Annotated in this window: 19 protein-coding genes; 8 read left to right on the forward strand and 11 right to left on the reverse strand. The window is 70.6% G+C overall.

The window, feature by feature from the left end; all coding sequences use genetic code 11:
* Positions 1-71 precede the first annotated feature (71 nt).
* Complete coding sequence (gene uvrA / locus ACIBI4_RS02390) at positions 72-2,438, forward strand: excinuclease ABC subunit UvrA (RefSeq protein ID WP_399201645.1); 2,367 nt, start codon at positions 72-74, stop codon at positions 2,436-2,438.
* Positions 2,439-2,505: 67 nt separating this feature from the next.
* On the opposite strand, the gene ACIBI4_RS02395 is transcribed toward uvrA, so the two are convergent.
* On the reverse strand, positions 2,506-3,051 hold the full coding sequence (locus ACIBI4_RS02395) for a YceI family protein (protein WP_399201646.1): 546 nt from the start codon (positions 3,049-3,051) through the stop codon (positions 2,506-2,508).
* 115 nt (positions 3,052-3,166) lie between these two features.
* Here ACIBI4_RS02395 and ACIBI4_RS02400 point away from each other — a divergent pair, with 115 nt between their 5' ends.
* Positions 3,167-4,021, forward strand: a complete 855-nt coding sequence (locus tag ACIBI4_RS02400; RefSeq protein ID WP_399201647.1) for a helix-turn-helix transcriptional regulator — start codon at positions 3,167-3,169, stop codon at positions 4,019-4,021.
* Positions 4,022-4,091: 70 nt separating this feature from the next.
* Here ACIBI4_RS02400 and ACIBI4_RS02405 read toward each other — a convergent pair whose 3' ends face one another.
* From ACIBI4_RS02405 to ACIBI4_RS02415, 3 genes are read right to left on the reverse strand one after another with little or no spacing between them, the layout of a single operon-like run.
* Positions 4,092-4,841: a succinate dehydrogenase/fumarate reductase iron-sulfur subunit gene (locus ACIBI4_RS02405; protein WP_399201648.1), complete on the reverse strand. Its 750-nt coding sequence runs from the start codon at positions 4,839-4,841 to the stop codon at positions 4,092-4,094.
* Complete coding sequence (locus ACIBI4_RS02410; protein WP_399201649.1) at positions 4,838-6,787, reverse strand: fumarate reductase/succinate dehydrogenase flavoprotein subunit; 1,950 nt, start codon at positions 6,785-6,787, stop codon at positions 4,838-4,840. The genes ACIBI4_RS02405 and ACIBI4_RS02410 overlap by 4 nt, the downstream gene beginning before the upstream one ends.
* Before the next feature lies 1 nt (position 6,788).
* Positions 6,789-7,514 (reverse strand): succinate dehydrogenase, encoded by a 726-nt coding sequence (locus ACIBI4_RS02415; RefSeq protein WP_399201650.1) that lies wholly within the window; start codon positions 7,512-7,514, stop codon positions 6,789-6,791.
* Positions 7,515-7,609: 95 nt separating this feature from the next.
* Here ACIBI4_RS02415 and ACIBI4_RS02420 point away from each other — a divergent pair, with 95 nt between their 5' ends.
* A complete protein-coding gene (locus tag ACIBI4_RS02420) occupies positions 7,610-8,500 on the forward strand; it encodes a LysR family transcriptional regulator (protein ID WP_399201652.1) in 891 nt (296 codons plus the stop codon).
* A gap of 18 nt (positions 8,501-8,518) precedes the next feature.
* Here the strand turns inward: ACIBI4_RS02420 and ACIBI4_RS02425 are convergent, their stop codons facing one another.
* The 4 genes from ACIBI4_RS02425 to ACIBI4_RS02440 form a co-directional block, all read right to left on the reverse strand.
* The gene (locus tag ACIBI4_RS02425; RefSeq protein WP_399201653.1) at positions 8,519-8,866 is read right to left on the reverse strand and encodes a DoxX family protein; all 348 of its coding nucleotides are present in this window, start codon (positions 8,864-8,866) and stop codon (positions 8,519-8,521) included.
* Between the two features lie 89 nt (positions 8,867-8,955).
* Positions 8,956-11,118 carry a putative bifunctional diguanylate cyclase/phosphodiesterase gene (locus tag ACIBI4_RS02430; RefSeq protein ID WP_399201654.1) on the reverse strand — a complete coding sequence of 721 codons (2,163 nt, stop codon included), beginning with the start codon at positions 11,116-11,118 and terminating at the stop codon, positions 8,956-8,958.
* On the reverse strand, positions 11,115-11,927 hold the full coding sequence (locus tag ACIBI4_RS02435; RefSeq protein ID WP_399201655.1) for an SAM-dependent methyltransferase: 813 nt from the start codon (positions 11,925-11,927) through the stop codon (positions 11,115-11,117). Before ACIBI4_RS02435 ends, ACIBI4_RS02430 begins: the two co-directional genes overlap by 4 nt.
* Before the next feature lie 413 nt (positions 11,928-12,340).
* A complete protein-coding gene (locus tag ACIBI4_RS02440; RefSeq protein WP_399201656.1) occupies positions 12,341-13,285 on the reverse strand; it encodes an SCO0930 family lipoprotein in 945 nt (314 codons plus the stop codon).
* Positions 13,286-13,519: 234 nt separating this feature from the next.
* Here ACIBI4_RS02440 and ACIBI4_RS02445 point away from each other — a divergent pair, with 234 nt between their 5' ends.
* The 3 genes from ACIBI4_RS02445 to ACIBI4_RS02455 all read left to right on the forward strand — a co-directional run bounded on the left by ACIBI4_RS02445 (position 13,520) and on the right by ACIBI4_RS02455 (position 15,871).
* Positions 13,520-13,729, forward strand: a complete 210-nt coding sequence (locus ACIBI4_RS02445; protein ID WP_399201657.1) for a hypothetical protein — start codon at positions 13,520-13,522, stop codon at positions 13,727-13,729.
* Complete coding sequence (locus ACIBI4_RS02450; RefSeq protein WP_399201658.1) at positions 13,726-15,105, forward strand: alpha/beta hydrolase; 1,380 nt, start codon at positions 13,726-13,728, stop codon at positions 15,103-15,105. The genes ACIBI4_RS02445 and ACIBI4_RS02450 overlap by 4 nt, the downstream gene beginning before the upstream one ends.
* A 226-nt stretch (positions 15,106-15,331) precedes the next feature.
* Positions 15,332-15,871 carry a hypothetical protein gene (locus ACIBI4_RS02455; RefSeq protein WP_399201659.1) on the forward strand — a complete coding sequence of 180 codons (540 nt, stop codon included), beginning with the start codon at positions 15,332-15,334 and terminating at the stop codon, positions 15,869-15,871.
* 72 nt (positions 15,872-15,943) lie between these two features.
* Here the strand turns inward: ACIBI4_RS02455 and ACIBI4_RS02460 are convergent, their stop codons facing one another.
* The gene (locus ACIBI4_RS02460) at positions 15,944-16,429 is read right to left on the reverse strand and encodes a hypothetical protein (protein WP_399201660.1); all 486 of its coding nucleotides are present in this window, start codon (positions 16,427-16,429) and stop codon (positions 15,944-15,946) included.
* Between the two features lie 333 nt (positions 16,430-16,762).
* Between ACIBI4_RS02460 and ACIBI4_RS02465 the strand changes: the two genes are divergently transcribed.
* Positions 16,763-17,425: a class F sortase gene (locus ACIBI4_RS02465; RefSeq protein ID WP_399201661.1), complete on the forward strand. Its 663-nt coding sequence runs from the start codon at positions 16,763-16,765 to the stop codon at positions 17,423-17,425.
* A gap of 84 nt (positions 17,426-17,509) precedes the next feature.
* Here the strand turns inward: ACIBI4_RS02465 and ACIBI4_RS02470 are convergent, their stop codons facing one another.
* Together ACIBI4_RS02470 and lysX are read right to left on the reverse strand one after the other, a co-directional pair.
* A complete protein-coding gene (locus ACIBI4_RS02470) occupies positions 17,510-18,343 on the reverse strand; it encodes a polysaccharide deacetylase family protein (protein WP_399201662.1) in 834 nt (277 codons plus the stop codon).
* A gap of 95 nt (positions 18,344-18,438) precedes the next feature.
* Complete coding sequence (gene lysX, locus ACIBI4_RS02475) at positions 18,439-21,768, reverse strand: bifunctional lysylphosphatidylglycerol synthetase/lysine--tRNA ligase LysX (RefSeq protein ID WP_399201663.1); 3,330 nt, start codon at positions 21,766-21,768, stop codon at positions 18,439-18,441.
* Between the two features lie 147 nt (positions 21,769-21,915).
* On the opposite strand from lysX, the gene ACIBI4_RS02480 reads away from it, so the two are divergent.
* A complete protein-coding gene (locus ACIBI4_RS02480; RefSeq protein WP_399202006.1) occupies positions 21,916-22,320 on the forward strand; it encodes a universal stress protein in 405 nt (134 codons plus the stop codon).
* The last annotated feature ends 92 nt before the right edge of the window (positions 22,321-22,412 follow it).

A 22,412-nucleotide genomic window follows, 5' to 3' on the forward strand; every position in this document is an offset into this window, starting at 1 on the left:
AGCCGGGGCGCGGCGGGGAGCCCGCCGCGGGCGCAACGGCGAGCAACCCCACCACCTGGGACAATGTCCCCATGCACGACCCCCACGTCCGCATCCGCGGCGCCCGCGAACACAACCTGAAGGCCGTCGACCTCGACATCCCCCGCGACCGTCTCATCGTCTTCACGGGCGTCTCCGGATCCGGAAAGTCCTCCCTCGCGTTCGGCACGATCTACGCCGAGTCCCAGCGTCGCTACTTCGAGTCGGTGGCCCCGTACGCCCGCCGGCTGATCCACCAGATCGGCGCCCCGAAGGTCACCGAGATCACGGGCCTGCCGCCCGCCGTCTCCCTGCAGCAGCGGCGCTCCACGCCCACCTCGCGCTCCAGCGTCGGCACCGTCACGACGCTCTCCAACTCGCTGCGGATGCTGTACTCCCGCGCCGGCACCTACCCGCCGGGCGCCGAACGCCTCGACTCCGATGCGTTCTCACCGAACACCGCCGCAGGCGCCTGCCCTGTCTGCCACGGTCTGGGCCGGGTCCACCGGACCACCGAGCAACTCCTCGTACCCGACCCGTCGTTGAGCATCCGCGAGGGCGCCATCGCCGCCTGGCCGGGTGCGTGGCAGGGCAAGAACCTGCGGGACATCCTGGACGCGCTCGGCTACGCCGTGGACCGGCCGTGGCGCGAGCTGGAGCAGAAGGACCGCGACTGGATCCTGTTCACCGACGAACAGCCCGTCGTCACGGTGCATCCGGTGCGCGACGCCGACCGCATCCAACGCCCGTACCAGGGCACGTACATGAGCGCCCGGCACTACGTGCTGAAGACCTTCGCGGACTCCAAGAGCCAGACCCTGCGCACCAAGGCGGAACGGTTCCTGGAGAGCACGCCGTGCGGGAGCTGCGGCGGCAGCCGGCTGCGCCCCGAGGCCCTCGCCGTGACCTTCGCCGGCCGGACCATCGCCGATCTCGCCGGACTCCCCCTCGACGCCCTCGCCGCGCTGCTCGAAGCGGCGGACACGACGGACGAGACCGTACGGGTCCTCACCACCGACCTGCTGGCCCGGATCGCCGTCGTCACCGAACTCGGCCTCGGCTACCTGGCCCTGGACCGTGCGACCCCGACGCTGTCGGCGGGCGAGCTGCAACGTCTGCGCCTGGCCACGCAGTTGCGCTCGGGTCTGTTCGGTGTCGTGTACGTCCTTGACGAGCCGTCGGCCGGGCTGCACCCGGCCGATACGCAGGCGCTGCTCAAGGTCCTCGCGCGGCTGAAGGACGCGGGCAACTCGGTGTTCGTGGTCGAGCACCATCTCGACGTGGTGCGCGAGGCGGACTGGCTCGTCGATGTCGGGCCGGGCGCGGGCGAGCACGGCGGACAGGTGCTGCACAGCGGTCCGGTGGCGGACCTCGAAGGGGTCGCGGACTCCGCCACGGCCCGCTTCCTCTTCGGTCGCGAGCACACTCCGGTACGGCAACTCCGTACGCCCGAGCGCTGGTTGAAGCTCACGGGCGTCGAGCTGCACAATCTGCGCGGCGTCGACGCCGAGTTCCCGCTGGGGGTCTTCACGGCCGTCACCGGCGTCTCGGGTTCCGGCAAGTCCTCGCTCGTGGGCCAGGCCCTGGCCCCGCTGCTCGCGGGCGAGCCGGGTCCGGGGCGGATCGAGGGCAGGGTGGACCGTGTCGTCCAGGTCGACCAGCGGCCCATCGGGCGCACCCCGCGGTCCAATCTGGCCACGTACACCGGGCTTTTCGACGTCGTACGGAAGGTGTTCGCGGACTCGGACGACGCGCGGGCGCGGGGCTACAAGGCGGGCCGGTTCTCGTTCAACGTGGCCGGCGGACGGTGCGAGACATGTCAGGGCGAGGGCTTCGTCTCGGTGGAGCTGCTGTTCCTGCCGAGCACGTACGCGCCGTGCCCGGACTGCGCGGGAGCCCGCTACAACCCTCGGACGCTGGAGGTCACTTACCGGGGCCGGTCCATCGCGGACGTACTCGATCTGTCGGTGGAGGCGGCCGCGGAGTTCCTCGCGGAGATCCCGGCGGCCGCGCGCTCCCTGCGGACGCTCCTCGACGTGGGGCTCGGTCATCTGCGGCTCGGGCAGCCCGCGACCGAGCTGTCGGGCGGTGAGGCCCAGCGGATCAAGCTGGCCTCGGAGCTGCAGCGGGCCGGACGCGGGCACACGCTCTACCTCCTGGACGAGCCGACCACCGGGCTGCACCCGGCCGATGTCGAGGTCCTGATGCGGCAGTTGCACGGTCTCGTGGACGCCGGGAACTCGGTGGTCGTCGTCGAGCACGCCATGGATGTGGTCGCGGCCGCGGACTGGGTGATCGACCTCGGGCCCGGCGGCGGTGCGGAAGGCGGCCGGATCGTGGCCGCCGGGCCGCCCGCCGAGGTGGCACGGGCGGCCGGAAGCCGGACCGCCGGATATCTGGCGGCACGGCTCGGCGGCTGAGCAGCGGCGAGCGTCGGCTCGGGCCGGAGCGTGGTTCAGCCTGCGCGCGGTTCGGCCCGTGCGTGGTTCAGGCCTGCGCGGGCGCCACGAACTGCACGTCGAGGTGGATCTTCACGACCTCGCCGAGCAGGCCGGGGGCGAAGGTCAGCCCGTATTCGCTGCGCCGGATCTCGCCGGTCGCCTCGAATCCGGCGTGCCTGCCGCCCATGGGTGCGTCGGCGACGCCGCCGAACTCCACGGCGAAGGTGACCGGGCGGGTCACCTCGCCGATGGTCAGCTCGCCCTCCATCGTCCAGTCCTCGCCGGAGCCTTCGATCCGCGTCGAACGGAAGCTCATCGTGGGCCGGTTGGCGACGTCGAGCAGGTCGGAGGCGCGGACATGGGCGTCACGGTCGGCGTTGCCGGTATTGACGGACTCGAGCGCCACCGTCGCGGTGACCGAGGAGGCTGCGAGCGTCTCGCCGACGGTCAAGGTGGCGTCGAGCTGGTCGAAGCGTCCCCGCACCTTGGAGATGCCGAGGTGGCGGATGGTGAAACCGACGGCGGAATGGAAGGGGTCGAAGGCCCAGGCTCCGGCGGACAGCGGCAGCGCGGTGGTCTGTGAAGTCGTCATGGCTCCACCCTGGGCCGGGCCGGGCGGGCCAGGAAGGCCGGGCCGAGGCTGGTCCGGCGGATGCTGGTAGTGAGAGGGCCACCCTCGGGTGCCCGGCCCCTCGTACGATCGACGGATGACCGACAACGAACTCGGTGCGTTCCTGCGCGCACGCCGCGAGGCCGTCACGCCCGCCGAGGTGGGGCTGCCCGAGGGACCGCGCCGGCGCACTCCGGGACTGCGCCGCGCGGAGCTGGCGATGCTCGCGGACATCAGCGTCGAGTATCTGGCCCGCCTGGAGCAGGGGCGCGACCGCCGGCCGTCCCCGCAGGTCCTCGGGGCGCTGTGCGACGCGCTGCGGATGCCGCTGGAGGAGCGGCTGTATCTGCGGCAGCTCCTGAAGTCGGATGAAGCGGACTTCCTGTGTGCGGTCCGGCCCCGTCCGCAGCGTGAAGTACGGCCCACCGTGCGGGCGTTGCTGGACCGGCTCGAACCCACCCCGGCGCTCGTGGTCAACTGGCTCGGCGAGATCGCCGCGTACACCGAGGGCTTCGCGCGGGTGGCCAGGCCGCTGGGCATGCTGGACGGACCGTCGCCCAGCATGCCGCGGTACGTCCTCACCGATCCGCGAGCGAAGAGCGCATACGCCGACTGGGAGCGGGCGGCCGACGAGCAGGTGGAGCTGCTGCGCTTCGGAATCACCAAGGGCGATCCGGAGACGCTGGAGCTCGTGCAGGAGCTGACGATCACCGTGGGTGCCGCGTTCACCGAGCGTGTGGCCGCTGCGCCGCGGATCGCGCGGCGCAGCGGCACCGAGACGCTGGTGCATCCGGAGACGGGCGAGCTGCGGCTGTCGTACGAGGTCCTCGAGCTCCCCGAGGGCGACGGCCAGCGCATGATCGTCCAACTGCCCGCCGACGAGGCGACCTCGGTGGCCCTGGACGGACTCAACGGCCGCAGGCCGGGAACGCTGCGCGCCGTCGGCGACTGAGCGGGCGGCGGCCGAAGTCACCACCGGCCGCCGCCCGCGCGCCGGACAGCGGCCCGGCGCGCTGCCCCCGTCAGCGCCGCGCGGCCTTGCGCTGCGCCCGCAGCCACTCCTTGTTCATGGCCGCGATCGACGGCAGCGGGATGCCCTTCGGGCAGGCCGTGGCGCACTCGCCGGTGAGGGTGCAGCCGCCGAAGCCCTCGTCGTCCATCTGCCCGACCATGTCGAGCACGCGCGTCTCGCGTTCGGGCGAGCCCTGCGGCAGGACGTTGAGGTGGTTGACCTTGGCGGAGGTGAACAGCATCGCCGAGCCGTTGGGGCAGGCTGCCACGCAGGCACCGCAGCCGATGCACTCCGCGTGCTCGAAGGCGTAGTCCGCGTCCGGCTTCGGCACGGGCGTGGCGTGGGCCTCGGGGGCCGCACCCGTGGGCGCGGTGATGTAGCCGCCGGCCTGGATGATGCGGTCGAAGGCCGAGCGGTTCACGACGAGGTCCTTGACCACGGGGAACGCGGAGGCCCGCCAGGGCTCGACGTCGATCGTGTCGCCGTCGTCGAAGGACCGCATGTGGAGCTGACAGGTCGTGGTGCGCTCGGGGCCGTGCGCATCGCCGTTGATGACGAGCGAGCAGGCGCCGCAGATGCCCTCACGGCAGTCGTGGTCGAAGGCGACGGGGTCGTCGCCCTTGAGGATGAGCTCCTCGTTGAGGGTGTCGAGCATCTCCAGGAACGACATGTCCTGGGAGATCCCGTCCACCTCGTACGTGGACATCGCGCCGTCGGCGTCGGCGTTCTGCTGCCGCCAGACGCGCAGGGTGAGCTTCATGCGTAGCTCCGCTGAGTGGGGTGTACGTAGTCGAAGGTCAGCTCTTCCTTGTGGAGCACGGGGGAAGCGCCCGTATCGGTGAACTCCCAGGCCGCCGCGTACGAGAACTCCTCGTCGCGGCGCTCGGCCTCGCCGTCCGCGGTCTGCGACTCCTCACGGAAGTGACCGCCGCAGGACTCGGCGCGGTGCAGCGCGTCCAGGCACATCAGCTCGGCGAGTTCGAGGTAGTCGACGATGCGGTTGGCCTTCTCCAGGGACTGGTTGAACTCCTCGCCGGTCCCCGGCACCTTGAGGCGGCGCCAGAACTCCTCGCGGATCTGCGGGATGCGCTCCAGGGCCTTGCGCAGCCCCGTCTCCGTACGCGCCATGCCGCAGAACTCCCACATGAGTTCGCCGAGTTCACGGTGGAAGGAGTCCGGGGTGCGGTCGCCGTCCACGGAGAGGAGGAGGTTCAGACGGTCCTCCGTCTCGGCCAGGACCTCCTGGACCTCCGGGTGCTCGTCGTCCACCGGTGAGGTGTGCGGGTTGCGCGCCAGGTAGTCGTTGATCGTCGACGGCAGGACGAAGTAGCCGTCGGCCAGGCCCTGCATCAGCGCGGAGGCTCCGAGGCGGTTGGCGCCGTGGTCGGAGAAGTTGGCCTCGCCGATCGCGAACAGGCCGGGGATCGTGGTCTGCAGGTCGTAGTCCACCCACAGGCCGCCCATCGTGTAGTGCACGGCGGGGTAGATCCGCATCGGCACCTCGTACGGGTTCTCCGCGGTGATCCGCTCGTACATGTCGAAGAGGTTGCCGTACTTCTCCTCGACCGCCTTGCGGCCCATACGCCGGATGGCATCGGCGAAGTCCAGGTACACGCCCTGCCCGCCGGGGCCCACTCCCCTGCCCTCGTCGCAGACGTTCTTCGCGGCGCGCGAGGCGATGTCGCGGGGCACGAGGTTGCCGAAGGAGGGGTAGATGCGCTCCAGGTAGTAGTCGCGCTCGTCCTCGGGGATCTCGGCGGCGGGACGGGTGTCGCCCTTGGCCTTGGGCACCCAGATCCGGCCGTCGTTGCGCAGCGACTCGCTCATCAGCGTGAGCTTCGACTGGTGGTCGCCGGTGCGCGGGATGCAGGTCGGGTGGATCTGCGTGAAGCAGGGGTTGGCGAAGTACGCGCCGCGGCGGTGGGCCCGCCAGATCGCGGTCGCGTTGGAGTTCATGGCGTTGGTGGAGAGGTAGAAGACGTTGCCGTAGCCGCCGCTCGCCAGGACCACGGCATCCGCGAAGTACGTGTCGATCTTCCCGGTGATCAGGTCGCGTGCCACGATGCCGCGGGCCCGGCCGTCCACCACGATCAGGTCGAGCATCTCCGTACGGGCGTGCAGTTCCACGTTCCCTGCGGCGATCTGGCGGGACAGCGCCTGGTATGCGCCGAGCAGGAGCTGCTGGCCGGTCTGGCCGCGGGCGTAGAACGTACGGGAGACCTGGACGCCTCCGAAGGATCGGGTGTCGAGCAGGCCGCCGTACTCGCGGGCGAAGGGGACGCCCTGGGCCACGCACTGGTCGATGATCTCCACGGAGATCTGCGCGAGGCGGTGGACGTTGGACTCGCGGGCGCGGAAGTCGCCGCCCTTGACGGTGTCGTAGAAGAGCCGGTGGACGGAGTCGCCGTCGTTGCGGTAGTTCTTCGCCGCGTTGATGCCGCCCTGTGCGGCGATCGAGTGGGCGCGGCGCGGGGAGTCCTGGAAGCAGAACTGGACGACGTGGTAGCCCTGTTCGGCGAGCGTGGCGCCCGCCGAGCCGCCGGCGAGTCCGGTGCCGACCACGATCACGGTGTGCTTGCGGCGATTGGCCGGGTTGACCAGCTTGGCCTCGAAACGGCGGGTGTCCCAGCGTTCGTTGACCGGACCCCCTGGGGCCTTGGTGTCGGCGACCGGGTCCCCGGTCGCGTACTCCGCGAAGTTGTTCATGTCAGCTCACCACTCCGGTCATGACGGCGACGGGGACGGAGACGAAGCCCAGGGTCAGCACCAGGGCCAGCGCGTTGGCGGTCGCCTTGAGGACCTTCTCGCGGCGCGCGTTGCCGACGCCGAGGGTCTGCGCGGCGCTCCAGAAGCCATGGCGGACGTGCAGACCCACGGCGGTCACGGCGACGATGTAGATCACGTTGCTGTACCAGGTCGAGAAGGTGTCGATGATGTTCTGGTACGGGTGCAGATGCTCGAACTCGCCGGGGTGCACGGTGCCTGTGGTCAGGTCGAGGATGTGCCAGACGATGAAGAGCGCGAGGATGATGCCGCCCCAGCGCATGGTGCGCGTCGCATAGCTCGCGCGCTTGCGCCGGTGGACGTACTTGGCCGGGCGGGCCTTGATGTCGCGGCGGCTCAGCTGGTACGCGGAGACGGCGTGCGCCACGACGGCGAGGACCAGCACGATCCGGACGAGCCACAGCGCCCACTCGTAGTGCAGGACCGGCTCGCCCATCGTGCGCAGCCAGTGCGCGTAGCCGTTGATGTCCTCGGGGCCGAAGAAGATCTTGAGATTGCCTGCCATGTGGGCCACGAGGTAGCCCAGCATGATCAGGCCGCTCACGGCCATGACGGCCTTCTTGCCGATCGTCGAATCCCACAGGGAACGTGCCGGGGACGGGCGTTCACCCGGGGCGGTGCCCTTCTCGGGGCGCGTAGCCAAAGCCATGCCGATGACGGTAGGGGCCAAGGACCTCATCAGTCCAAGACATGATCCACCTCATTTCCATAGCAACTGCCTATCGTGCGGGTACGCTGCGGTGTATGCAGTTCCAGCAGCTCCAGTACTTCGTCTCGGTCGCCGAGACCCGGCACTTCACACGCGCCGCCGAGGCCCTGCACGTGGCGCAGCCCTCGCTGTCCCAGCAGATCAAGGCGCTGGAGCGGGAGCTGGGCGCCGAGCTGTTCAGCCGGGCGCGCGGCAACATCGCGCTGACCGACGCGGGCGAGGCGCTGCTGCCGCTCGCGCGACGCATCCTCGCGGACGCGGACACGGCGCGCCTGGAGGTCCAGGAGCTGGCGCAGCTGCGCCGCGGCCGGGTCCGGCTCGGGGCGACACCCAGCCTCTGCACCGGTCTGCTGCCGGACATCCTGCGCACGTTCCGTGACGCCTATCCGGGGGTGCGGCTGATGGTCGAGGAGGGTGGCTCGCACGATCTCGTACGCCACCTGGCGCGCGGCGCCCTCGACCTGGCCCTGGTCGTGCTGCCCCTGCCGTCCCCCTCCCCCGCGCTGACCACGGTGGAGCTGCTCCGCGAGGACCTCGTGGTGGTGTCCTCGCCCGCCGCTCCCGCGCCCGGCCGCGCGGGGCGTTCGGTGCGGATCGCGGATCTGCAGGACGAGCCGCTCGTGATGTTCCGCCACGGCTATGACCTGCGGGAGCTCACCGTCGCGGCCTGCCGCGCGGCCGGCTTCGAGCCGGAGTTCGCGGTCGAGGGAGGCGAGATGGACGCGGTCCTCGGCTTCGTACGGGCGGGTTTGGGCGTCGCCGTCGTCCCGCGCATGGTCGCCACCCGCGCGGGCCTCGGGCTGCGCGTCACCCCGCTGACCCGCCCGGGCCTGCACCGCACGGTGGCCCTGGCCCACCGCAGCGATGTGGCACCGCCGCGGGCGGCAAGGGAACTCCAGCGCATGCTGACGGGGCACCTGTCGTGACCCGGGCGGCCGCTCAGGTCAGGCGACCGCGACTCCGAGCGCGAGGGTTGTCGCGGCGAGAAGCAGGAATGGGTACTGCAGGCCGAACGTGAAGTCCTTCGCGCGTACGTGGGTGAGGATCGCCAGCGCGTAGAAGAGGACGAGACCGACGGCGGCGGCGATCCCGATCGCGGGCACCCAGAACCCGACGACGAGTCCGGCCACCGCGGCGGCCTTCGGCACGCCGAGCCAGGGCAGCAGCCGGCGCGGGACGCCGACGCGGTCCATGCCTTCGGCGATGCGCTCCCAGCGCGCGAAGTCGGCGCCGGCGGAGAAGAGGTTGTAGGCGATGGTGACGCCGGCGAAGACGGCGTAGGCCACGTTCATGACGGTCTCCTCGGGGATGAAGGGCGATTCCTTTCCCAGGAGACGAGGCGACCTCGCGCGCTGTGACAGGCCGGCTCACCGCTCGGCCCTCACCCCACCGCGTCCACCAGCGCCAACTCGTGGAGCCTGTCCGGCGGGCCGGGCCGCGCGTAGTACCAGCCCTGGGCCGTGTCGCAGCCCAGCTGCCGCAGCTGGTCGGCCTGTGCGCCGGTCTCGACGCCCTCGACCGTGACCGACAGGTCGAGGCTGTGCGCCAGGCCCACGATGCCCTCGACGATCCGCAGGTCCACGGGGTCGACCGGGAAGCGCTGCATGCCCTGGGTGAACGACCGGTCGAGCTTGAGGACGCTGACCGGGAGGCGGCGCAGGTTCGCCAGGTTCGAGTAGCCCGTGCCGAAGTCGTCGAGCGCGATGTCGACGCCCATCTCGGCCAGGCGCCGCAGCGGCTTCAGGAGGTCGTCGTCCGCGCCGATCAGGGCGGACTCGGTGACCTCCAGACACAGCGAGCCGGGGGACAGACCGGAGCGCTGCAGGATCTCCACGGTGTCGGAGACGAGGCCCGGGTAGTGCAGTTGGTGCGGGGAGAGATTGACGTTGATCCGCAGCGGCCCGGCGTCCGCGTGCCGCTCCTGCCACTCGCGTGCCTGGCTCACCGCCTGGTCGAGCACCCAGCGCCCGAGCGGCACGATCAGGCCCGTGTGCTCGGCGAGCGGAATGAAGCGGTCGGGGCTGAGCACGCCGTGCTGCGGGTGCGACCAGCGGACCAGGGCCTCGGCGCCCCGTACGCTGCCGTCCGCCAGATTCACCAGCGGCTGGTACTCGATGAAGAACTCCTCGCGCGCCAGCGCGGTGGGCAGCGCGGTCGTCAGTCCGTAGCGCGTGATCGTCCGGGCGTCGGCCTCGGGGTCCGCCAGCTCGTAGCGGTTGCCTCCGGCCGACTTCGCCCGGTACATCGTGATGTCGGCGCTGCGCAGCACCTCCGCCGGGCTGCGCTCGCCCGCCGGGCCCTCGACGATGCCGATCGAGCCGCGCACGGTCAGTTCGCGGCCCTCGATACGGACCGGTATCGCGAGCATGCTGAGGATGCGCGAGGCCAGTTCGTCGACCTCGTGCTCGGTGTCGGGTCCGGTGGTCAGTGCCACGAACTCGTCGCCGCCGAGCCGCGCCACCATCTCGCCGGGCCGGGTCGCGCACGCCTGCAGCCGGTCCGCGATCTCCACGAGGAGCCGGTCGCCGGCCGCGTGGCCGAGGCTGTCGTTGATGGCCTTGAAGCCGTCGAGGTCGAGATAGCAGAGTCCGAAGCGCCGCCCCTCGCCCGCCGCGAGCGCCTTCTCCAGGCGCTCGAAGAACAGGGTGCGGTTGGGCAGCCCGGTCAGCGCGTCATGCGTGGCCTCGTAGCGCAGGCGCAGGTTGAGCAGGCGCCGCTCGGTGGTGTCCTCCATCAGGGCCAGCTGGTACTGCGGGTTGCCATCCGCGTCGCGCAGCAGCGAGACCGTCAGATTGGTCCACAGGACGGTGCCGTCGGCGCGGTAGTACGGCTTCTCGACGCGGTAGTGGTCGCGTCTGCCCTGCACCAGCTCCTCGTACAGCCGCCAGACCTGCGGCGCGTCGTCGGGGTGGGTCCAGTCGGAGACCTTGCGGCCGCGCAGCGAGGCGTTCATGCCGCCCGCGCCGAACATGGTGTTGAGCGCTTCGTTGACCTGGAGGATGCTGCCGTCCAGATCGGCGATCCCGATGCCGACGGCCGCGCCCTCGAACACGGCGCGGAACCGCGCCTCGCTGGTGTGCAGCGCCTCCGCGACCGCCTGCCGCGCGGTGAGCGCGGCGCGCGAGATCGCCTCCTGCTCGCCGCGGGTGCGCTCGCGCAGCGCCGCGGCGAAGCCGCCGGCCATGGCGTGCTGCAGCCGCGCGGAGCGCGCCCGGTGCGCCTCGCGCCCGGCCTCCTCCTCGCTGCCGCAGTACAGGACGAGGTACGCGTCGACGACGTCCAGCGTCCGGGTGAGCGCCTCGGGGTCGGTGCAGTGCGCCTCGATCAGTGCCGCGCCCGCCCGGCGTCCGGCCTCCGCGTCGAAGGCGCGCGCGGTCAGCGCGTCACGCAGCTGTTCGGCCAGCGGCAACAGCTGCGCCTCGAACTCGGCGCGCGTCCGCGACGTGGCCGTCACGGGGAAGACCGCGCGGCCCCAGATCGTGACGAACCGCCGCAGCCGCGAATCCGGCCCGTCCGCCCCTTCGGCGACCTCTGCTCCGCTCACGTCAGCAGCCCCACACCCGCGTAACCCGAGAAGGCATACGGATCTTCCTGCTCCGGCGGGGTGTCCGGGCGCCAGTGCGGCATGGAGACAAGGCCGGGTTCGACCATCTCGTACCCCTCGAAGAACCGCTCGATCTCGGCCCGTCCGCGCATGACGAGCGGATTGCGGATGTCCTTGTAGACCCCGACGATCCCGCCGGCCTTCTCCTGCGCGAGCGGTATCCCGTCGTACGAGGCGTGCGTGAGGATCAGCAGGCTGCCGGGCGCGAGCGCCTCGCGCAGCTGCGCGACCGCCGCGGACGGGTCGTCGGAGTCCTCGATGAAATGCAGGACCGCCACGAGGAGCAGCGCCACGGGGCGGTCCAGGTCGATCAGGCCGGACAGCTTCGGGCTGTCCAGGATCTCCTGGGGCTTTCTCAGGTCGGCGGCGAGCACGGCCGCGTCCGGGTTCCCGTCGAGCACGGCCTCGCTGTGCGCGACGGCGACGGGGTCGTGGTCCACGTACACGACGCGGGCGCCCGGGTGCAGTTCCTGGGCGACCTCGTGGACATTGCCGAAGGTGGGGATACCGGAGCCGATATCGAGGAACTGCGTGATCCCCCGCTCGACCGCGTGCCCCACGGCCCGTCTCATGAAGGCACGATTCGCCTGCATGATCTTCGGCAGCCCCGGCATGAACTCCATGGCTTTGCGGGCCGCTTCACGATCCGACTCGAAGTTGTGCGAACCACCCAGGTAGTAGTCATAGATACGCGAAACGCTCGGCACCGAAATGTCGATGCCCCGCGGGGCCCAGGCGGGTCGCTCCATCAGTGTCTCCCTGTTCGACATCTCGGGGGTGGTTCCGAGCCGGTGTTCGAGGCGAGGCTACTGATCGGTGGTGGGCGGGTCGAGTCGAACCGGAAATTGCTCGTCCGTTCTCGGTCACTGCCTCCGGCATGTGCACCTGCAGCTGCACGTGCAGACGAATTCTCGTCACTTTTGCGGTAGTTCGGTGCGGTGGAACTCGACTCCCCTCTTCCCCACCCGACTTCGCTCGCCGATGCGCAAGGCCTTTTGGAATTCCCGGTATCCGGGCCCGCGACTCCAGGCAAACAATACGGGCCGGTTCCACCACCACAGGGGGGTGTGGCGGAACCGGCCCGTATTGCGGGCTTCTGTGCCCTGCTGACTTCTGCCTCCCTTCGTTCCCGCCGTCCTGACCCAGGCTTGTGGCCCGCTCCCTACTTCGGAGCGCCGACGATCTTTCCCTCGGGCGAGACGGCGTACCAAGTGCCGCCCACACCCTGCCCGTTGGTGTCACCGGGCGCCTTGTCGCCGGCGTACGTGTACAGCGGCCAGCAGTCGATGGTCTGCTGCTTGAGGCCGTCGGGACGGTTGAAGGTGACGAAGCCCTTCTTGAGGATGCCCTTGGTGTCGTTCTTGTCGACGGGCTCGACGACCGGCCAGTTCTCCAGGCAGTTGCCGGTGCAGGCGGACTTCATCGGCCAGGCCGAGTCCTTCTTGAAGCGGTAGACGGTCATCCCGTTCTTGTCGACGACGATCTCGCCGAGCTTCGGGTCGTCGCGGGTGGTCAGGCCCGCAGGGTCGGCCTGCTCGCCGCCGCCCGTATCCGCGGCGGGGGCGGCCTTCTTGCCGTCGGGCGCCGAGGCGAACCAGGTGCCGCCCACGCCCTGGCCCTTGGCGTCGCCGGGCTTCTTGTCCTGTGCGTACCGGTACATGGGCCAGCCCGCGATGGTCAGCTGCTCGGTGCCGTCGGACCGCTTGACGGAGCCGATCAGCGCCTCGTCGACGCCAGGGGCGGCCTTCGCGTCGTCGGCCGCGACCACGGGCCAGGCCGTCGCGCAGTCGTCCTCACAGGTGGCCTTCGGCGGTTTCGCCGTGTCCTTGTCGAAGCGGTAGAGGGTGAATCCCGCGCTGTCGGTGACGACCTTGCCCAGTTCCTTGCTCTCCCAGACGGCGAGCTGGCCCGCGGGCTCCGCCTCGGCCGCGTCCGCACCCGCGCCCTCGGCACCGCCGTATCCGTCCCCGTAGCCGCCCTCGGCCGGTGCCGCGTTCCCCACGTTCTGGCCGTTCGGCTCGTCGGACCCCTTCTCCTGACCGCACGCCGTCGTCAGCGCAAGGAGGGCCGCAGCCGCCGCGATCGAGGCGCTCCGCCAGGTCTTCATCGTGAACTCCCATGGTCCGCTCGGGTGGTGCCGCGCCGTGATGCGCCGCACATGGCCCTAGGTACGCAAGGGGACGGCTGGTGTGTTCAAAGCACTTCAAGATTTCTTTTCCCGGGCTTCTCCCGAACGCCGGTGAAGTGCGGTTTCGCCTTCTGTTTCACCGGCCTCACAGGCCCCGGGAATCCCGGTGGTGGCTAAATGGCCGAATTGCATCGCCTGACGCACCCTGAGGGCATGTCCTGGCAAGCGCCGATCGTGGTCCACCCGCCCCGCCCGGGCCATCCCGGACGCCGGGTCGAGGTGCGCGGCGTGGTGCTCGGGACGGCGTACGGCGACGCGGACCTCGTGGAGTTCCTGCGCCGCGCCGGACTGGGCGACGCCGACATGGCGCTCGACGACCCCCATCTGGTCGAGTGGCGCGGGCCAGGGGCGCACGTGTGGTGACGGCTCCGACAGCGCCACCACCCACGGCAGCACTCCTCACCTCGGGCCCGCCCGACCAGCCGCTCCTCGCCTCGGGCCCGCTCGACTGGTCGCTCGTCGACGGATGGCTCCCCGTCACCCTGCGCGTCCTCGGCCTGCTCGCGCTCGCCTTCCTCCTGGTGACGCGGGACCGGCGCTGGTGGACCCGGTGGCTGCCCGCCGCCTTCGTCCTCGCCGCGCTGCTCACGTATCTCGCGAAGGTGATCGTCAACGACTGGTGGCAGCCGTTTCCCGACGAGCTGCCCTTCGAGGTCCTCTTCCGGACGGGGCTCCTGCTGCTCGGGCTGCTGCTCGCCGCGTTCAAGATGCGCTTCCTGCACTGGCCCGGGCGCCTTGGCGCCGTACTCGCCGCGCTGCTCGTCGCCCTGTACGCGATGAACCAGGTGAACATCTACTACGACAACTACCCGACCATCCGTACGCTCCTGGGCCCGGACACCGTCAGCCTGAAGGACGCGACCGGCACCGAGGAACCCGTGCTCGATGTGCCCGAGGGCAGGACGATCGAGGACGTCTGGCACCCCCCGAAGGGGCTGCCGGAGCAGGGCACGGTGTCGCGAACCCCGATCCCCGGCACGAAGTCGGGCTTCGAGGCGCAGACCGCGTACGTCTATCTGCCGCCCGCCTACCGCGCCTCACCGCGTCCGCTGCTCCCGGTCCTGGTCCTGATGCCGGGCCAGCCGGGCGCCCCCGAGAACTGGATCACCTCGGGGCAGCTGCCCACGGCGATGGACGCGTTCGCGGCGAAGCACCGCGGACTCGCGCCCATCGTCGTGGTCGCCGACCCGCTCGGCTCGCCGTTCGACAACCCGCTGTGCGTGGACGGCAAGCGCGGCAACGTGCAGACGTACCTCGCCGAGGACGTGCCGCACTGGATCACCACCCATCTGCAGACCGCGAAGGACCGAACGCAGTGGGCGATCGCCGGTCTGTCCAACGGCGGCACCTGCTCACTGCAGATCGCCGTGAACGCACCGCAGCGGTACGGCGCTTTCATCGACATCTCCGGAGAGGCCGAGCCCACCCTCGGCAGCCACGAGGAGACCGTGCGGTCCGTCTTCGGCGGCGACGAGGCCGCGTACCGCAAGGTCAGTCCGCTGGAGGTGATGGCGCGGCGGACGTTCCCGGACACGGCGGGCGTCTTCGTCGCGGGCACCGACGACAGCGTCTACCGGCCGCAGGCCAAGGTCGTGTACGACGCCGCACGCAAGGCGGGCATGCAGGTGCGGCTGATGGAGCTGCCAGGCGGCCACAACTGGCAGGTCTGGCGCCCGGGCCTGGAGAAGAACCTCCCCTGGCTCGCCGAGCGGACGCGCCTCATCCCCCGCGCGTCCTGATCCGGCGTCAGTTCCCAGTTCGGAGTCAACGCCACTCGCACACGATGCGCCGCCGGACGCGCCGCGCCACACCCGCCGTCCCACCAACGGCCCACGGAGATGCCCCATTCGTACGACACCGATCGCGGGCCCCCGGCGCGCTCCCTAGCGTTTCGGGCATCGAGGTGCATTTCCGGCAACAGCGGTACGGTCCGCGGCTGCTCCTCGGGGACCCGGAGGACTCACCATGTTTGCGATACGCACCATCCCGCTCGCCCTGATCGCCCCTGCCACCCTGTGCGCCATGACGCTGACGGGGCCGGTCGCCCAGGCGGCGCCGCCCAAGGACAACAACATCACGTCGTTCGGGTTCAGTGTGACGCCGTCGACGATCGCGGCCGGGGGGCAGGTGACACTGAAGGCGGACGGCTGCTCGGAGACCGTCAAGGCCTCCGCGGGCGTCTTCGACGAGGTCCATATCCGCCCCGGCCAGACCGCGACCGCCACGGTCGACTGGGACGCGAAACCCGGTGCGATGTACACGGTGACGTTCAAGTGCGGCAACGAGTCGGGCACCACCGACCTCACCATCGCCTCCGGCAACAACGGCGGCTGGACCCCCACCAATCCCCCGGTCCACCACGGAGTGAAGGCCGGCTTCGGCGGCAGCCTCGCCGACCTCGACTTCGGCGAGATCGCCTTCGGCGCCCTGCTGATCGCGGGCGCGCTCGGCTCGGCGCTGCACTTCGCGCGCCGCCGCCCGGCGGGCAGCGGCGACCACTCCTGAGCACCGGCTTCCCCGCAGAGCACAGCACTTCGCCCCCGGGATCACCGTGATCCCGGGGGCGAAGTCCGTGGGTCAGGCCTTGGCGTCACCGCGGCGCCGCAGCCAGAACACTCCGCCGCCGGCCACCGCGGCGGTCACCAGGCCGGTGCCGATCGCGATGTCGGTGGGAGTGGCCCGGCTGACGAAGGAACCGCCCGTACCACCCTGGGCGGGACCGATCACCGTGAGCGCCTGGGGCTTGGTGACCGAGGAGCCGCCGCAGTTGACGGTGACGTCATGGCGTCCGAGCGAGGCGCTGTGACTGACCTTCACATTGGCGTGGGCACCATTGGACGTCCCGGTGAGAGGGGCGCTGCCGTGCTCGATGGCGTTCGAGTAGACGGTGCCGCCGTTCTTGCATTCATGGGCGGTGATGTTCACCGCGACGTGGGCGCCGCGGCCCGCGACGGTCGGGTCGACGCTGATGGTGCTCCCGTCCCAGGCGCCGGCCGTCGGTGCTGCGAGTCCGAGGAAAGCACCGGCGACGCCCAGGGCCGCCAGGGCACGAGTAGTACGCATGTGGACCTCCGCGAAAGACGCCCCGGAGAACATTCCCCGGTCAATCGGCGAGAGCGCCTTTCAGATCAGACCTTTGAACGCCCTGCGCGGGCCCGCATTTCGGGGCTGGTCCGTCCCGGTGAGCGACACGCCGAGCGCCTTTCCGCGCGTCGGGATATCTCCGCAGGTCACAGACCGTCAGAAATGATCTCGGCAAGTCGACTCGGATGGCGCAGGCGCCCCTTCCGCACCACCCGTTCGCGTCCGACCGATCGCCGCCTGTGAACAATCCACTTAGCGTTCTTCCATGCGCATACGGCGCGGCCCGACCGCCGCGTCGAGAGGGGACAGTGAATGGATTCGGCATACGGCGTACCGGAGGAGGAGCCGCAGAAGAAGCGCGCCCCCTGGGGAGTCATAGCGCTTGTTCTGCTGACCGGCCTCGCCCTGATCCGCAACGGCTCCGGAGAATTCACCGTCGGACCGCCGCAGCCCGCCGCCGCGGCGGCCGCCGAGGCGGTGACGGCCGGGGAGCCCAAGGCGGTGCGGCCGCAGGCGCTGCCGTTCTCGATCGCCGAGCGGATCAGCATCGACCAGATCCAGGTGAACGCGCCGATCCAGCCCGTCGGTCTGGACGCGGACGGCTGGGTGGACGCGCCGCCGCCGGAGGATCCGAACCTCGCGGGCTGGTTCACCGGCGCCGTCTCCCCCGGCGAGAAGGGCACCTCGGTGATCGTCGGCCATGTCGACAACAACCAGGGCCCCGCGGTGTTCTACGGTCTCGGTTCTCTCAAAAAGGGAAACCACGTGGAAATCGCGCGCAGGGACGGCAAGACCGCGGTGTTCCAGGTGTACGGAGTCGAAGTCTTCTCGAAGGCCAACTTCCCCGGTGGAAAGGTCTACAACTCCAATGGGACGCCCGAACTCCGGGTGATCACCTGCGGTGGCGGATTCACGAAGAAGGACGGCTACGACGGGAACGTCGTCGTTTTCGCCCGGCTCGTCGAGGTGAAATAGCGAAGAGCCGGACGGAACGAACGAGGAAAGGCCCTGCGGATATTTCTTCCGCAGGGCCTCGTGCATGCGCGAGCGCATTCTTCGCTATACGGACCTCCGCTTCGGAAGTCCGAAGCGGTAGCCGTCGTCGAGGAGCCGGGGCAGATAGACCCGGAGCGCCTCGACGCTCTGACTGCGGTTGCCGCCCGCGTCATGGTTGAGGACGACGACTCCCGAACCGGCCCCGCGCAGCACGTTGTTGACGATGGTGCGGGTGCCGGGCTCGGTCCAGTCGAGCGAGTCGGTCGTCCACGCCAGGGGTTCCATGCCGAGGCGGGCGCCGATCTCGAACGCGTTCCGGTTCCACGCCCCGTACGGCGCCCGGAACCACATCGGCGCCTGGCCGACCGTGCGCCGTACGACTTCGCTGGTGGACTCGATCTCCTGACGGACGGCGGACCGGCCGATCTTGAGGAGCTGGGGATGGGTCCAGGTGTGATTGCCGATGAGATGCCCGTCGTCGATCATCTCCCGCAGCAGATCGGGGGATTCGGCGGCCATTTCGCCGCAGACGAAGAACATGGCGCGCACGTTGTGGCGGCGCAGGGTGCGCAGGATCCCCGGCGTGTAGCGGGGATCGGGCCCGTCGTCGAAGGTCAGCACCATGGTCCGGTCGCGGCTCGCGAGACGCAGGATCGGCTTGGAGCGGACCGGCGCGGCGGCGGGCAGACCGCGGGACGGTCCGTATCCGGTGAGGGGACTGAGCCGGTACGCGGAGGGCTTCTGCGGACGGGCCAGCGCGGGGGCGCCGGCCGCCGGGCCGGGGGCGGGCCGCGTCGGCCGGGAGGGCGCGAAGCAGCCCGCTGTCGTGGCGAGGGAGACGAGGGCGGCACCGCGCAGCAGCGCTCTGCGCCCCGGAAGCATTTCTTCCTTTTTCATGACTACTACCTCGCACGGCCGACTGCGTGCGGGCCTCATCAACACGGTGGCGCGGACAGAAGCACCTGTTGGAACCGCTCCAGGATGCGCGCCGGTCAGCGGCGTCGTACAAGGGGGAACGGCAGGGTCTCGCGGATCGTCAGGCCCGTGAGGAACATGACGAGCCGGTCCACGCCGATCCCGAGGCCGCCGGTGGGCGGCATCGCGTATTCGAGGGCGTCGAGGAAGTCCTCGTCGAGCTCCATCGCCTCGGGGTCGCCGCCGGCCGCGAGCAGCGACTGGGCGGTGAGCCGGCGGCGCTGCTCGACCGGGTCGGTCAACTCCGAGTAGGCAGTGCCCAGTTCGGTGCCGTAGGCGACGAGGTCCCAGCGTTCGGCGAGCCGTGGGTCGGTGCGGTGCTGGCGGGTGAGCGGGGAGACGTCGGTCGGAAAGTCCTTGTAGAAGGTGGGCAGCTGGGTCTTCTCCTCGACCAGGCGCTCGTACATCTCCAGGACCACGTCTCCGCGGCCCATCTCGCCGGTGTACGGGACGCCGCTGCGGTCGCACAGCCGGTGCAGCTCGGGCGGTTCCGTATCGGCGGAGACCTCTTCGCCGAGCGCCTCGGAGATCGCCCCGTACACCGTCTTGACCGGCCACGGCCCGGAGATGTCGTGCTCCACGAGCTTGCCGCTCGCGTCGGCCTTGCGGGCGACGGCGGAGCCGAACGCCGCGGTGGCGGCGCCCTGGATCAGTTCGCGCGTGAGGTTCAGCATCACGTCGTAGTCGGCGAAGGCCTGGTAGGCCTCCAGCATCGTGAACTCGGGGTTGTGCTTGTAGGAGACGCCTTCGTTGCGGAAGGTGCGGCCCATCTCGAAGACCTTCTCCAGACCGCCGACGCACAGCCGCTTCAGGTACAGCTCGGGTGCGATACGGAGGTAGAGGTCCAGGTCGTAGGCGTTGATGTGCGTGGTGAACGGGCGGGCGTTGGCGCCGCCGTGGATCTGCTGCAGCATCGGCGTCTCGACCTCGAGGTAGCCGCGCTCCAACAGGCCCTGGCGCAGCGCCTGCACGGCGGTCGAGCGGGCCCGCACGACCTCGCGTGCGTCCGGGTTGGCGACCAGGTCCACGTAGCGGCGGCGGACCTTCGCCTCGGGGTCGGCGAGGCCCCGGCGCTTGTCGGGCAGCGGGCGCAGGCACTTGCCGGTGAGCTGCCAGTCGGTGACGAAGACGGAGAGCTCGCCCTTGTCGGAGGTGCCGGTCTCGCCGGTGGCGGTGATGTGGTCGCCGATGTCGATGGCGTCGGTGAACGTGCCGAGCGCGTCGGCGTGTTCCCGGCTGAAGACCAGCTGGAGGTCGCCGGACCAGTCGCGCAGCACCACGAAGGCCACGCCGCCGAAGTCCCGGATCAGCATGACCCGGCCCGCGACCGTGACCAGCTCCCCCGTACGGGAGCCGGGTGCGGGATCCGGGTGGGCGGCGCGGAGAGCGGCGAGGGTATGGGTGCGTTCGGCGATGCCCACGGGGTACGGGTCGATGCCCTGGCCCTGGAGGCGTTCCAGTTTGCGGTGGCGGATGCGGACCTGGTCGGGCAGGCCCGCGTGCGGATCGTCCGAGGCCGACTCGGCCGCGCCCAGTCCGAGTTCCTCGATGGAGGGCAGGCCGGCGGTGGTCGTCGGCTGGACGAAGGTCGCGGGCGTGTGCCCCTTGCCCCACAGGGTGCCCAGACTCGGTACGGAGACGAAGCCCTCGGCGATCCCGGAGGCCAGCGAGACCCGGGCGAGCGAACCGGCGTCCCCGTAGCAGATGAAACGCGGGTACCACTCGGGGTCGTACTTCGCGTTGGAGCGGTACAGGGCCTCCAGCTGGAACCACTTCGAGAAGAAGAGCAGCAGCTTGCGCCACAGGCGCAGGACCGGGCCCGCGCCGATCCGGGCGCCTTCCTCGAAGACGGAACGGAAGACCGCGAAGTTGAGAGAGATCCTGCGCACCCCCAGCTTGCCGACGGTGGCGCACAGTTCGGCGACCATGAACTCCATGACGCCGTTGGGTGCGCTGCGGTCGCGGCGCATCAGGTCCAGGGAGATGCCGTCCTTGCCCCAGGGCACGAAGGACAGCAGCGCCAGGAGCTCGCCCTCGGCATCGTGGCACTGGACGAGGAGGCAGTCGCCGTCCTGCGGGTCGCCGAGCCGGTCGAGCGCCATCGAGAAGCCGCGCTCGGTCTCGGTGTCGCGCCAGGCGTCCGCGCGCTGGATGATCTGCTTCATCTCCGCGTCGGTGAGCATGGAGTGGCGGCGGATGCGGCAGGTCGCGCCCGTGCGCCTGACGCGGTTGACGGCCTGGCGTGTGACCCGCATGTCGCGGCCGTCCAGGTCGAACTTCTGGACGTACAGGATCGCCTCGTCACCGAGCTCGAGGGCGCCCATGCCCTGGCGCGCGAAGGCCTTGGCGCCCTCCTCGGACGCGCCCATCACGGCGGGCGCCCACGCGTACCGCTTGGCGATCTCCAGCCAGGCCTCGATGGCCTGGTCCCAGGCGCCCGGGTCGCCCACCGGGTCACCGCTGGCGAGGCAGACTCCGGCCTCGACGCGGTAGGTGACGGCCGCCTTGCCGTTGGGTGCGAAGACGACGGCCTTGTCGCGACGGGTCGCGAAGTAGCCGAGCGAGTCGTTCTCGCCGTACACCGAGAGCAGCGCCCTGATCCGCGGCTCCTCGTCGCCGTGCAGCGCGGCTTCGAGGCGCTGGGAGCGGAAGAGGGTGAAGGCGGCGTTCAGGAGCGCGAGCGCGCCGAACAGGCCGAGGAAGAAGTAGAGGGCGCGCGGAGGCGTGCCGTTGAACTGCTGTCCGGAGACCAGACCGCCGAGCACACGGTTCGCGGACCACAGGAAGCGGTGGCCGCGCTCCAGCGTGCCGGGGAACAGCTCGACAAGGCCCCAGCCGGCCAGGATCGCCACGCCGAGACCGCCGGCGAGCACACCGAGGGCGCGCAGGAACTGGCCGCGGCGCGTCTGCGCGTAGAACTCGCGGTGCGCGAGCACCAGCACGACCAGGGCGATCCCGCAGACGATCGCCGAGATCAGCACCTCCGACCAGTGCCCCTGGGCGATCCGGATGCCGTCCCAGATCAGCAGGACGCCGAGATACGCGACGACGAGCCGCCAGGCGATGGTCTTGCGGGAGGCGCAGGCCGCCGCGAGGAGCAGTAGGAACAGGGCGTACGCGAGGTTGGTGCTGACCGGGATCGTGGCGTGGTCGAGGGCCCGCGTGACGGGGAGGGCCAGTCGGCGCAGCGGGGCGATGACCGCGAGGACGCCGCAGTAGACGCCGAGCAGTCCGAAGAAGGTCGCGAAGAGGTCGGGCACCTTGTGGAGGAACCCGGCGGCCGGTCCCGGCCGGTCGGCCGGACGGGTCCGGCCCTCGGATATGGCGGCTTCGACGGTGGCGCTCATGGACCGAGCCTAAGAAGGCGTGCGCCGGGGCGCCCGTCGAGAACGGCCCGCAGGGTCATGGGCGCGGCCTCCTGAGCTAGCCTCACGCTTGTGAGCGAAGAGCAGGCGACACGGTTCGAGCGCGGTACGGACGGCCCCAAGGTGATCATGGTCGGGGTGGACGGCTCCGATACGTCCCTGCGGGCCGCGGCCTATGCGGGCGGCCTCGCCCGGCGGCAGAACGCGCTGCTCGCCGTGGTCTACGTGCAGCCCGTGATGGCGGCCGGAGCGGCGCTCGGAGCGCCCGTCGGCGAGATCACCGACGAGATCGCCGAGGGGCTGATCGCGGAGATCAGGGAGGCGACCGAGCGGGTGAAGGACATCTTCTCGGTGCGCTGGGAGTTCCACACCTTCCGTGGCGACCCCTACAACGGCCTGGTCACCGCTGCCGACGAGCTCAAGGCGGATGCGGTGATCGTCGGCGCCTCCGAGCAGGCCGGGCACCGGATCGTCGGCTCCGTGGCGATCCGCCTCGTCAAGGCGGGCCGCTGGCCCGTCACGGTGGTGCCGTAACCCCGCTGCCGTAATCCGGCGCAGACCTCGCAGTTCCCAGGGCAAGGCGTCTTCCCCACCCGCCGCCCTTGCGTCATCATGACCGGCCGTCA

It is taken from the genome of Streptomyces sp. NPDC050418 (assembly GCF_044458745.1).
Taxonomy (GTDB): domain Bacteria; phylum Actinomycetota; class Actinomycetes; order Streptomycetales; family Streptomycetaceae; genus Streptomyces.